This is a genomic window from Streptomyces sp. NPDC058239, from assembly GCF_042882185.1.
Lineage (GTDB): Bacteria > Actinomycetota > Actinomycetes > Streptomycetales > Streptomycetaceae > Streptomyces.
On sequence record NZ_JBHVWS010000109.1, the window covers coordinates 1 to 11,996 of the forward strand.

Below are 11,996 nucleotides of genomic sequence, written 5' to 3' on the forward strand. Positions count from 1 at the left end.
GGCGTCGCCCCCACGGCCCTGGACGCGGGGGGGGGCGCCCCCCCGCCAGGGGCCCGCGCCCCGGGTGCCGCGCACGAGGGAGAGACCCCCCCCCCCCCCAGACGCCCCCCCCCCCGGGGGCCCCCCCCACTTCGTACGTCCTGTCCGTACGTCGCGCGACCTCAGCCCGCCAGGAGCTTCTTCACCGCGGCCGCCACCCGGCCGCCGTCGGCGAGCCCCGCAACCTTCGGGTTCACGATCTTCATGACGGCGCCCATGGCCCGCGGCCCCTCGGCGCCGGCGGCCTTCGCCTCCTCGACGGCGGACGCCACGATCGCACCCAGCTCGTCGTCGCTCAGCTGCTTCGGCAGGTATGCGTCAAGCAGCTCGCCCTCCGCCTTCTCGCGCTCGGCCTGCTCGGTCCGGCCGCCCTGGGCGAAGGCCTCGGCCGCCTCGCGGCGCTTCTTCGCCTCCTTGGCGATCACCTTCTGCACCTCGTCGTCGGAGAGCTCGCGCGCCGTCTTGCCGCTGACCTCCTCCTTCGTGATGGCGGTGAGGGTCAGCCGGAGCGTGGACGAGGTCAGTTCGTCACGCGCCTTCATGGCCGTGGTGAGGTCTTCCTTGAGCTTGGACTTGAGCGTGGTCATGTGCTGATTGTGGCAGGTACGGGGCGCCCACCGCCCGCCGGTTTTCTTCCCGCCGCACCGGGTCTGCGACGATGGGCGCATGCGCGCACGCTACGGAGTACCCCTGAAAGTCACGGCAGTCGGCGCAGCGGTCGGCGCTGCCGGCCTCGCCTACGCCGCCGGATTCGAGGCCCGCTCGTTCCGACTGCGACGGGTCACCATCCCCGTACTCCCGTACGGGGCACGACCGTTGCGCGTACTCCAGGTCTCCGACATCCACATGGTGAGCGGCCAGCGCAAGAAGCGCGCCTGGCTGCAGTCGCTGGCCGGCCTGCGCCCGGACTTCGTCGTGAACACCGGCGACAACCTCTCGGACCCCGAGGCCGTACCCGAGGTGCTCGACGCGCTCGGTCCGCTGATGCAGTTCCCGGGTGTGTACGTCTTCGGCTCCAACGACTACTACGGCCCCAAGCTCCGCAACCCTGCCCGCTACCTCTTCGAGAAGGCCCAGGGCAAGCACGGCCTCAACGGGAACGCCCCCGCGGTCGGCGTCGTCCACAACCCGTGGGAGCCGATGCGCGACGCCTTCGACGAGGCGGGCTGGCTGGGTCTGTCCAACACCCGCGGCCGCCTCAAGATCGACGGCCTGGAGATCGCCTTCACCGGCCTGGACGACCCGCACATCAAGCGCGACCGCTATGCGGAGGTGGCGGGCGGCCCCGAGACGGGCGCCGACCTCTCCATCGGCGTGGTCCACGCCCCCTACCTGCGCTCCCTGGACGCCTTCACTGCGGAGGGTTACCCCCTGATCCTGGCCGGTCACACCCACGGCGGCCAGCTCTGCATCCCCTTCTACGGTGCCCTGGTCACCAACTGCGACCTGGACACGGACCGGGTCAAGGGCCTCTCCACCCACTCCGTCGAGGACCACCGCGCCTACCTCCACGTCTCCGCAGGCTGCGGCACCAACCGCTACACCCCGGTCCGCTTCGCCTGCCCGCCCGAGGCGACCCTGCTGACCCTGACGCCCCGGGACTGAGCACCCACGGCCCCCTCGCCCTCAGCGGCACATAAACCGGATTTCGTCTGCGGGCGCGGGTGGGCTAAAGTAATCGATGTCGCCGGGACACCGGCGGCGATCGGGGTGTAGCGCAGCTTGGCAGCGCGCTTCGTTCGGGACGAAGAGGTCGTGGGTTCAAATCCCGCCACCCCGACAGTTGAAATACCAGGTCAGGGGCCTGATCCACTCAGTGGATCAGGCCCCTGAGTGGTTTCCAGGGCTCTTTTGGGAGCCGTTTGGGAGCCGACTTCCTGAGCGGCTCCCCGCAGGGAGCCGCTCAGGAAGTGGCGGCCGTACGCCTGCTCCGGTCGTCGAGGACGATGACGGTGGGGCCGTTCTCCTTCTCCGCCTCGTGCGTCACCTGGTCCACCGCGAGGGCGGTCCTGCGGTAGACGGCTGCGGCCAGGGCCCAGGTCGCCGGGTCCTGGTCCTTCCCGGACGCGGCGCTCGTCTCGTGGTCACGAATCACCTGCCACATGGTGGTGAGCAGGGCGAGCAGGGACCTGCCCGATAGTGATGTCTGGATGCGCCCGTCGTCTACGTCGTCGACCTGCTCCGGAAGGCGGAAGTGGGGGCGGCCGCTGGTCTGCTCGGCAATGAAGTCCCACGTCTCGCGATGGCAGACCAGCTGTGCGGAGGCGATGGACGCCGCGGACAGCAGTCGCCCCAGGTGAGCCCTGTCGTCCTCTTGGCCTGCCGCAGAAGTATCTTCGCGAGGACTCTTGGCGGGAGACTCGGGTGGCGCGGCGATCTCCCCTGCGGCGCGGGCTTGGCCGTGAGCTGTGCGGACTTCTTCAAGCGGATCCACCTGGGCTTCGTTCCCCTCGACAGGTTCGATGGCTTTGGACGGTGCCGCCGACGCTTCCGCCCCGTGCGGGTCTTCGATGGCAGCCGGCTGCTCCACCGGATCAGCGACGACGACTGGCGCCGGGAGATCCGGCGCCCGCACCTCAGGGGGCGCCTTGGTGTTCTGCTCCATGCGCTGGCTCAGGGCCTCCAGGCTGCTTCGGGTGTCGGCCAAATCGGTGATCATCCGCTCCTGGCGCCGACGAAGCTCGCGGTTCTCCTCGCGCAGCCCGAGCGTGCCCTGTGCCACAGACTCCAGGACCTTCTGGCGGCTCTGGTCCAGGGTCACGTACAGCGCACTCAATCCCGTGGCCGGATCCTCAAGTGCTGTGCGTATCACTTCGAGTTGACTGAGCACCTTGTCCGTCTTCTCGGCCGATCTCCACGCCATGCAACTCTCCCTCTACCGACAGTGACGACCGCAGATGTCTCCCCGACTCAGGGTCGGACAATGCGATGATTTCCAGCCGAATCACTATTCCGCTTGTGCACGGATCGGCAGACCGGTACGACCATGACCATGCACCGTTGGTCGCGTCTCAACGATCGCCAGCTGACCCTGCTCACGCGCATCGGAGACGGGTCCGACCCCGTCACGGCGGACAGCCTCGAGCTCGCCGTCACCGCCCGCGCTCTCAAAGGCCGTGGTCTGATCACCATGCCGAGGCACGGTGGGAAGTGGCGGGCGGAGATCACTGATGCGGGGCGCTTCTATCTGAAGCATGGTCATCACCCGGACCGGCCGGAGCGGGCTCCGCAGAAGCAGCGGTCGGCGCCGGCCCAGCCGAAGTCACAGACTCCCCTTCCCCCTCGGCAACATGCCGCGCCGCCAGACGAGAAGAAGCCAGCCCCACAGCCGCCCGTGAAGCCGCCACGGCAGTCACCGGCGAAAGTCGGCACGACCTTGATCGCAGAGGTGCAGAAGGCTGGGCGCTTCCTCCGTGTCCCGGACCCGAGCGACGAGGAGTGGGCCCGCTACCGGAGAGCATTCGACGCGGCGCGGCAGTGTGCTCCTGAGGGATACCACCTCAAGTACAGCGGGCGGGCGAAGGGCGACTTCTTCCTCGGCCTGCTCAGGGTGACTGGCGAGGACGACACCGAGTGGAACCGGATCCGCCTGGCACGCAGCCGTGTGATCACTGACGTTGACGACGTGATCGCTGCGGTGACCGCGGACCACAGCGCCTTTGAGGTTTCGGAGGAGGTCCTTCCCCGGGTGCTCTCACTGCTCCGGCTCCTCGCCGAGCAGGCCCTCGTCCTCCATGGCGAGATCGCGGTGTCCAAGAAGCGCAGGCAGCCGAGACCCCTGCTCACCATCCACGGCAGGACGTACGAGATCAGCTTCCGCGAGCGGGAGAAGCAGGTTCGATACGTGCCCAAGCAGCCGGGTCGGCGTACCTACGACTGGCAGCGGGTCACTCCGGCGCACCGGTTCGAGCCGTCCGGCGAGCTGGAGCTGCATTTCAGCCAGCACTCGGGCTACAGCTACGCCTCCGGCTGGAAGAAGGACTGGGCCGACACCTCCAAGAAGCCGCTGGAGGACCAGATCGGTTCGGTTTTCCGAGCGCTCAAGGCGCGTGCTGAAGAGCAGGAGCGGGCTCGGCTGGAGCGGGAGGCTGAGCAGCGACGGCTGCGGGAAGAGCGGGAAGCGGAACAGCAGCGACTGCGCGAGGAGCGGGAGCGGCAGGAGGAAGAGCGCCGTCGTCGGGAAGCGGAGGAGAAGGAGCGTAGGCAGCGGGAGTGGGAGGCGGCTGTCAGCGTCGCGTCCATCAAGGCAGTGGACGCGGTGCGTGCCGAGCACTTCGGCACGGCCTTTGAACAGTGGCGGGCCGCAGGGGAGATCAGGGACTTCTGCGCAGCTCTGGACGAAGCCGCCGCCACGTCCGACGACGTCCTCGATGCCGAAAGGCTGCGGGAGTGGTCGGCGTGGGGGAAGGCCGAGGCCGACCGGCTCGACCCCACCATGAGCGGCAGGGGACTTGCCGGCTACAACTTCCACGCGCAGCCGACGGGAAACCAGCTGCGGCCGTTTCTCGACGGCTGGCACCCACAGCGGCCGGAGAAGGAGGAGCTACCGAAGAAGGAGAAGTCTCAGGCGGAAGTCGCGCCACCCAAGCCGGAGCCAGACCGGCGGCGCGACTTCAGCGACGAACGTCTGGACCAAGGCTGGAGATATGGACGCCAAGGTCGCGCTCAATGGTGGAGGCGATGACGCCATGCCCGCGGTCGCGTAGGGCTGTCACCGCGCGCTCGACCAATTGCCCGAGCCGGATGACCTCGGCGCGCAGGGCGACCAGTTCGTCGTAGCGCTCGGACTTGTCCTCGCCGCACCACGCCCGCACGGCCCTCAGGATGGCCGCTTCCGCGTCCAGCTTGCGGTCGTCCCGGCGGCTGTAGGAGTACCAGGAGGACTGGGCACGTTCCTGCTCCAGGCTCTGCTGCTTGCGGTCCACCTCCGGCAGGATCGTGTCGGCGAGGCGGTCGGCAACATGACGGGCGAGGCGTTCTGTGACCGGCCAACCGGCCAGGCACAGGCCGTCGCGGTTCTCGTAGACCATAGGGTCGTCCCGCAGTTCCGCGGCGTCCCTGCCGACGAGCGGTGCGGTCTCATCCAACCGGCCCATGTCCAGAATTCCGGCGTCCGGGACGCCTCGTCGTAGGCGCAGTTTGCTCTTCGGTCGGACGAACCCGAGGATCAGCCGCGCGGCCTCGAAGTCTGTGCTGCCTCTCACGTGTCGCGATGCCTCGGCCAATGCCAGTTCCGCCTTGTCGTCCGCGCGGAACGTTTCGACCTTCGCCCACGGCGCAACGAGGGAAGTGGGATTGACCCATTCCTGCAGGCCGGCGGCGTCGCCTTCGAGGAACCGCACGTGGACCCAGCCAGTCCTGCCGGGGCCGCCCACACGAACGATCTCTACCTGGCGAACCGCGCTGCCCAGTTCCTTCGGTCTCGCGCGGTATGCCCAGTGCTCGCCCATCTCCATGTGCCTATTGAGCCAGGTCTGTTGATGCCGGCGCCCGTCGATTTACCAAAACCACCAGAAGGAACCGAGCGCCCCAGAGTCCCGTCGACGTGATCAGGCCCGGTGGGTAGGCCCAGCGCGCTTCGAGAGACGAGGAAGCACCTGTGCCCCGTAGGGGACACAGGCGCAACTCACCGCTGGCACTACGCCAGGTCAAGTGCCTGCCTGCGTGCGCGCAGAAGGTCATCGAGCACGCGCACCGGTGACGTGGGACGCATGGCAAGCCGCGCGTCTAGAGCCGCCTCCCACTGTTCGGTCAGACCGAGCATGAGCCGCTTGCGCATGCCGGGCGTGACGTGGGCGTAGCGCGCCGAGACCGATCCGTCGATGTGGCCCATGCGCTCGTCCATGAGCACCTTCTCGGTGCCGAGGTCCTCCATCATGGTCCGGTGGGTGTGGCGGAGCCCGTGGGGTGTGAGGCCCTTGGCGATCGGGAGCCAGCATGAGTCGGCCCGCGCACTGGCGCCGCGCCCTCGCGCCGGGACACCAGGCCAAGGTTCGCCAAGTAGCGGCACAGGCCGTGGTTCTTGCGGCGCCTTCTTCGGGTACCAGCCTGAGACCGCAGGGGTGAACAGCCATGTCGCGAAACCGTTCCTGCGCCAGTGGGCTGCGTGCGTCGGCACCGCGCCGCCCCGTACGAAACCGAGGTCCGTGATGGCCTTCTGGACCCGTACCCGCGTGGCTTCGGCGACGTGGTCGGGGCGGTTAAGGACATTGGACACCGTCCCTGTGGAGACACCGGCCAGGCGCGCGACGTCGACGAGCTTCGCACCCAGGTGGCCACCCGTACGAGCCGTGCCCTGCCCGCGGAAGACGTAGGTCCTGCCGTGGCACGAGCAGGGAGTCGGCTTCGTGCGGGCGATGTGGTTGGCGACCAGGGCCGACAGCCAGTCCATGGAGTCGATGGTGCGGTAGCTGTCGTCCTTGGGTGGGCAGCGCACCAGCTCCCCCGAGTCGAGTTCGTACAGCTGCCACTCGACCCGAACAGCCGCGGGACGGACGAACTCGGTCTCCAGGCCCACGATCTCGCCCCAGCGCTTGCCGGTGTATCCCTTGAGGACGACGGCGACGAACTCGTCATCGCGGCCGGACAGCAGGGCGGCTCTCTCGGCGGTCAGCAGGATGCCGACCGCGTCGGTGACGACCTTCTCCGGCCCGCGGTCTCGTGAGCGGCCGGCGCGCTTGCCGCGCCCGCGCCTCCTGGCCGCCGGGTTGGACGTGATCAGGCCCTCGTCGATCGCGTCCTCAAAGATCAAGTGGAGTGTCGAGCGCCAGGTCTTGACGCTTGAGGCCGCGTACACGGCCCTCTCCTTCTTCTCCCAGACATCGACGTCGATGCGCAGGATGCCGGCAAGCACCTTGTCCTCGAAGTCGGGGAGCAGGTGTTCCTCGATGTGGCGCTTGTAGTTCTGCATCGTCGAGGCGGCCAGGTCCTGGGCGCCGTACCAGCGGCTCGCGTACTCGCCGAAGGTCTCCTGGCCGAGTGCCGGGTCACGCCAGTCGCCGCGCCGGTACTTGTTCTCGGCCTCGCTCGCGGCGCGCTGGGCCTCGCCCTTGGTGGCGAACTTGATCGCCTTGCCACTCTCGTCGATGACCGTGAGGTGCTTGCCAGGTGCGGTCTTGTACCGGCCGCGCCAGTAGTTTCCGCGCTTCTCCGCGAAACCCACGCTCCTCCTTTCCCTTGATACGTGGTCGCGTCAGGCGACGGTGCTGAACTGGCTCTGCCTGACGCGGTACGGAGGCCGCGCCCGCAGGCGGGTTGTCGGTGCGGCAAGCTGGGGGCGCTGGGGCGCGTTCGCCTGCTGGCCGTGTGCCTTTGCGGCGGTCCGAGCTGTGGACGGCTGGGATGCCCGTGCGGGCCGTTCCTCATGGAGCCGGATGATCTCTGCGAGGTGTTCTGCGGTGAAGCGATACGCGCGGCCAACCCGGGTGAAGGGGATCAGCCGCCGACGGGCCCGGTCCTTGACCCACCAGGCGGAGCAGCCGAGAACAGCAGCAATTTCCTCGGGGAGGTAGAGGCGGGACGGCGCTACCTCGGTGCCTGGCTGCTCAGCCACGCGAGATCGCCTCCTTCGCGGTACGGAGGCGGAAGGGCAACAGGGCAGGGGGAATGGCCTCTCGGTGCAAGGAGGTTCCTTCTCTGGCGCGGCCGTGCGGATACGGATACGCCGGTCTTGGTGGTTCAGGTACGGGCGAGGTGATGTACGTAGCGGCTGCCGGGTGTTGGCCCACCTGGGCAACGCCGTGAGGGCTCGTTCCGCTAACTCGTCTCGGCGAGCAGGGCGAGCGGCGAGGCGCCGAGAGCGGCTGCGATGGCGACGAGGTCGTCGACATCGCAACGGCGCTGTCTGCATTCGATGCGGGACAACATCGTGATGGTCATGGGGCGGCCGAGCGCGGTGACCCGTTCGGCCAGCTGACGCTGGGCGAATCCGCGTGCTGTGCGGGCACACACAATGGCGCGGGCGGTCAGCACGCCGGCCGGACCAATTCCCAGAGGGCTTTCAGGCATGGGTCAGTTGTAGCTTCGATTGCGCGGTTTCGGTAACCGGCGATCCGCTGCTATATTCCGCGTCTTTGTTGTCAGATCTGGTCCCCTGAGTCCCGCGAGCGACGCAACATAGCCCGGAATCCGCCGTTGGCCAAATTTCTCCAACCACCCTGATGCCCCATCGCCTACCGGGTCTCTGACGTGGGGTTCCTGCATCGCCCGGCCACATCGCACGTCCGCCAAAGCCGCATCAAACTGGTTTACCAGTTGCCCCTTTTATGCCGCTTCTTCGTCAACCGCAAATTCGGGTTTACCGTTTTAGGGAAGCCGCGCACGACGCGTTCGCCGAGAGCTGTTTGCTTTCTCGGCAGAATGCTGGACTTGTGCGGGGAGGGTGTGGCTGTCTTGGCCATGCGCCCGGAACCCCTGCGGCGCCGAGCACATGAAAAACCCCCGGCGGGCCAACGCCGGGGGCCAAGAAGTCCCTACCGATATCGCCCGTACCTGAACGATCAAGACGGTGGCGGTTGCAACGCCACCGGGTGAGGAACCGTCTATGCCCCAACAAGCTACTGCCTTCGTGGCCGTAGTCGCATCCTCGTCGCCGAACTCCTCTGCTCTGCCCACGAAGGCGGGGCGATAGACATGGCGCGGATACGCACCATCAAGCCGGAAGCCTTCATCTCCGAGTCGCTCGCCGCGGTGAGTGTCCATGCCGAGCGGACCTTCTTCGGCCTGCTCACCCAGGCAGACGACCATGGCCGCTTTCGCGACCAGGCGGCCGTCATCGCCGGCGCCTTGTGGTCCCTGCGCCCCGAGCACGGCCCGCTGGAGGTCGAGGACGACCTCACGCAGCTCGACGGTGCCGGTCTGATCTGCCGGTACGAGGGTGACGACGGCAAGCGATACCTGCACATCGTCGCCTGGGCTCGCCACCAGAAGATCAACCGGCCCAGCGGCAGCCGCTGCCCGGCCTGCCCGCGCCACCAGGGCGACCGATCGGCCGAGGCCGCCGCGCCTGTTCACGGAGCCCTCCGTGAACAGGCCCTGAGCCCTCACGAGGGAAGCCCTGAAGGGTCCCGCGAACGTAGCGAGCCATCCGTGAACCAGGAAACCGCAGGTCAGGGCAATTTCAGTGAGCCCTCACCACAACGCCGGGAGATTGCAGTGAGGACTCAGGGTCCGGATCTAGGACCTAGGATCCTGGATCTAGGATCACCTCCGGTGGGGAGCGCAAGCGCCCCCGCGCCCCAGGCTGCCTCGGATTCGGTCTCGGCCAAGGGCCTGGTCTGCGAGTACGTCGCCTCATGCGAACACCGGCCGCCCAGCGACGTGCTCGGCCACCTCGGCCGAGTGGTCAGCAAACTGCTCGGCGAGGGCGTCGCACCCGACCACATCCGCGCCGGAATGAACCGCATGCGTGCCAAGGGCTTGTCCGTAAGCCTGCTGCCGAGCCTGGTCAACGAGGCCATGAACACTCCGCGGGCAGCTGCCGCCCCGCACCGAGCGTGGACCAACCCGGCGCCCGCTGACGTCGAGGCGGCCTACGGGGGCCAGCTGTGACCACAGCCACCACCAGCCGGGAACCGCAGCGCATCAACACCCTGGCGGCCCGCCTCGGCTCGATCCTCGCCGACCGGGGCATCAACGCAACCGCCGCACCCGCCGAGGCCCCTTCGGAGCGGGTGACCGCACTGGAACTGGCCGAGGCCCGCATCCCGCCCCGCTACCGCCACGCCCTCGCCGGCCACCAGCAGGTCGCCGCCTGGGTCGACGAGGTGGCCCTCGCCGCCCGGCCCGGCCCGAGCGGCACCCGGGGCATCGCACTCGGACCGTCCCTACTGATCGCCGGGCCCACCGGCACCGGTAAGACGCACCAGGCGTACGGCGCGGTGCGGTCGCTGCTCACCGCCGGGGTGCGACTGCGGTGGGAGGCAGCCACCACGGCCGATCTGTACGCCCGCTTGCGCCCACGCCCCGGCCACGACGCCGAGCGCGACCTCGCCACTCTCGGCAGCTGCCCGCTGCTGATCCTGGACGACCTTGGCGCGGCCAAGCAGTCGGAGTGGACCGAGGAGATCACGTACCGGCTGATCAACCGCCGCTACACCGACCTGCTCCCCACCCTCATCACGACCAATCTGCCGACCGCCGCGCTGCGCGACGCCGTCGGCGACCGCGTCGCCTCCCGTCTCGCCGAGATGACCACGACCGTCGTCCTCACCGGCGCCGACCGCAGACGGCAGCCCGCCGCCTGACCGCACGGCGCCGCCCCCACCTCAACACTTCACCCCACTGCTCGCCCGCGCGCCCACGCCTGCCCACACGGCGCGGCGGGCCCATGGAGACCCCTGTATGACGCAACTCGCCCTGCCCGCACTCGGGCGCTGGACCGCAACGTTGCTCGCGCTTACCGCCCTCCTGGTCGCATGCACGGTGCTGCTGGTCGGCTTGCTGATCCACCGACGCACTACCCGAAACCGCAGGAAGCCACAGCCCGGAACGCCCGCAGTGATGGTCGCCGCGCTGGCCGGGGTCGGCTGTACCGCCTACAGCGCCGACACCAGCTGGCGGTTCGCCGCCGACTACCTGGACATGAGCGGAACCGCCGAGCGCACCGCAATGTTCGCTGCCGCCGAACTCGCCCTCTTCGCCACGGCGCTGCTGGCGCGGCAGAACCTGCGCGGCCCCAAGCAGGCACCCGGCCTGCCCGGCGTCCTGACCTGGGTGATCACCGCTGTGCAGGTGATCCCTGCGTACGCCGAGTCGGGCGTGGTCGGCGGCACGGTGCGGGCCTTCGTGGGCCCGGTCATGGCCGCATTGCTCTGGCATCAGGCCATGGGCATCGAACTGCGCATCCGCACGCCCGAGGCCGCCTCCCACAGCGTCCTCGCCCGGATCGGACGCGAAGTACGCGAACGCCTGCTCTCCCGTCTTGGGATCGCCGAACGCGATCGAGATGCCGCGCAGATCACCCGCGACCGTGCCACCCGCCGAGCCGTCGCCTTGGCCGCGCACCTAGCGGAGCGAACCCAAAAGCAGCGCGCCAGCTGGCGAGGCCGGCGCACTTCACGACGGCTGTCACAGGCCATCGCCCAAGCCTCGGTGGGCATCGACCAGCGCCAGCGCGAAGTGCTGCTGCACCAGCTCGCCGTCCGCCGTCACGCGACAGCGCTGGCCACGATCGAACTGCCATCGCCTTGGACCGCTTTCACTCCAGGCGGGGACGCCACGCGCCATGTCGGGACGAGACACCCACGCAGCCGATCGGGTGCCGACTACGCCTCGGAGACCGAGGAAGCCACGGAACACCCCGCCCCTGGGCTTCGTCCCGAGTTCCTGCCTCCTCGATCCGTGCAGAGCCAACTTCCCCTGCACGATTCGGCACCCACTTCCGAGAGCACCGAGTCGCGCTCCGAAGAAGACGTCCCTACGACGCAACGCTACGGACGCCCTCCCGGTGCCGAAATGGACGAACTGCTCGCCATCGGCCGCGAGGCCATTGCAGTGCACGGAACGGGGACCCGCGCCGTGCTGCGGAACGCCATCCGCAACGCCGAACTCACCATCTCCGAGAACCGGCTCACCGAACTCAAGGGGCTCCTAGCCGCTGAGCGGGGCGCCAAGAACAGCCTTCCCACGGGCTGACCGGATATCCGGTCAGTCAGAAACGCTGGCACGGGGACCTGCGGACCATCAGCTCCGCCTGGCCCCAGCCCCCTCATTCGCGCCGCTATGCCAGACACGGCCCTCCCCAGCGAATCCCCTCGAACCAGTGGGAAGCAGGGCTGTTGCCCATCAGCCGGCCTGATCCGCCAATCCCCCCTCTCCCACCAGGAACTTCTCTCCATGCACGATTCGTGCACCAGCAGCCCGGACCACCACCAGAACGAGACACAAGCCATCCCAGCCCCAGGCGAAGCAAGCTGTAGCGCGCGACCGGGCACGTGGCCCGCCCCCGCCCCGGCCCC

11 protein-coding genes and 1 tRNA gene are annotated in these 11,996 nt (G+C 68.6%); 6 read left to right on the forward strand and 6 right to left on the reverse strand.

Features of this window, described 5'->3' with window-relative positions; all coding sequences use genetic code 11:
- Nucleotides 1–161: 161 nt before the first annotated feature.
- Nucleotides 162–626: a GatB/YqeY domain-containing protein gene (locus tag ACFVYE_RS46600; protein WP_327274430.1), complete on the reverse strand. Its 465-nt coding sequence runs from the start codon at nt 624–626 to the stop codon at nt 162–164.
- 79 nt (nt 627–705) lie between these two features.
- Between ACFVYE_RS46600 and ACFVYE_RS46605 the strand changes: the two genes are divergently transcribed.
- The gene (locus ACFVYE_RS46605) at nt 706–1,644 is read left to right on the forward strand and encodes a metallophosphoesterase (RefSeq protein ID WP_383979828.1); all 939 of its coding nucleotides are present in this window, start codon (nt 706–708) and stop codon (nt 1,642–1,644) included.
- Nucleotides 1,645–1,745: 101 nt separating this feature from the next.
- Nucleotides 1,746–1,819, forward strand: a tRNA-Pro gene (locus ACFVYE_RS46610).
- Nucleotides 1,820–1,942: 123 nt separating this feature from the next.
- Here ACFVYE_RS46610 and ACFVYE_RS46615 read toward each other — a convergent pair.
- On the reverse strand, nt 1,943–2,902 hold the full coding sequence (locus tag ACFVYE_RS46615) for a hypothetical protein (RefSeq protein WP_383976807.1): 960 nt from the start codon (nt 2,900–2,902) through the stop codon (nt 1,943–1,945).
- A 513-nt stretch (nt 2,903–3,415) separates the two neighbouring features.
- On the opposite strand from ACFVYE_RS46615, the gene ACFVYE_RS46620 reads away from it, so the two are divergent.
- Nucleotides 3,416–4,723: a hypothetical protein gene (locus ACFVYE_RS46620; protein ID WP_389609619.1), complete on the forward strand. Its 1,308-nt coding sequence runs from the start codon at nt 3,416–3,418 to the stop codon at nt 4,721–4,723.
- Here the strand turns inward: ACFVYE_RS46620 and ACFVYE_RS46625 are convergent.
- The 4 genes from ACFVYE_RS46625 to ACFVYE_RS46640 form a co-directional block, all read right to left on the reverse strand.
- Nucleotides 4,653–5,495 (reverse strand): PE-PGRS family protein, encoded by an 843-nt coding sequence (locus ACFVYE_RS46625; protein WP_389609621.1) that lies wholly within the window; start codon nt 5,493–5,495, stop codon nt 4,653–4,655. The genes ACFVYE_RS46620 and ACFVYE_RS46625 overlap by 71 nt on opposite strands.
- Nucleotides 5,496–5,677: 182 nt before the next feature.
- On the reverse strand, nt 5,678–7,201 hold the full coding sequence (locus tag ACFVYE_RS46630) for a LacI family DNA-binding transcriptional regulator (protein WP_389609623.1): 1,524 nt from the start codon (nt 7,199–7,201) through the stop codon (nt 5,678–5,680).
- A 30-nt stretch (nt 7,202–7,231) separates the two neighbouring features.
- Complete coding sequence (locus tag ACFVYE_RS46635; RefSeq protein WP_383976813.1) at nt 7,232–7,591, reverse strand: helix-turn-helix domain-containing protein; 360 nt, start codon at nt 7,589–7,591, stop codon at nt 7,232–7,234.
- A 203-nt stretch (nt 7,592–7,794) separates the two neighbouring features.
- On the reverse strand, nt 7,795–8,046 hold the full coding sequence (locus ACFVYE_RS46640) for a helix-turn-helix domain-containing protein (RefSeq protein WP_383976814.1): 252 nt from the start codon (nt 8,044–8,046) through the stop codon (nt 7,795–7,797).
- A gap of 624 nt (nt 8,047–8,670) precedes the next feature.
- On the opposite strand from ACFVYE_RS46640, the gene ACFVYE_RS46645 reads away from it, so the two are divergent.
- The 3 genes from ACFVYE_RS46645 to ACFVYE_RS46655 all read left to right on the forward strand — a co-directional run bounded on the left by ACFVYE_RS46645 (nt 8,671) and on the right by ACFVYE_RS46655 (nt 11,673).
- Nucleotides 8,671–9,588, forward strand: a complete 918-nt coding sequence (locus tag ACFVYE_RS46645) for a hypothetical protein (RefSeq protein ID WP_383976816.1) — start codon at nt 8,671–8,673, stop codon at nt 9,586–9,588.
- Nucleotides 9,585–10,283 (forward strand): ATP-binding protein, encoded by a 699-nt coding sequence (locus tag ACFVYE_RS46650; protein WP_383976818.1) that lies wholly within the window; start codon nt 9,585–9,587, stop codon nt 10,281–10,283. The genes ACFVYE_RS46645 and ACFVYE_RS46650 overlap by 4 nt, the downstream gene beginning before the upstream one ends.
- Before the next feature lie 97 nt (nt 10,284–10,380).
- Nucleotides 10,381–11,673: a hypothetical protein gene (locus tag ACFVYE_RS46655; protein WP_383976820.1), complete on the forward strand. Its 1,293-nt coding sequence runs from the start codon at nt 10,381–10,383 to the stop codon at nt 11,671–11,673.
- Nucleotides 11,674–11,996: the final 323 nt, after the last annotated feature.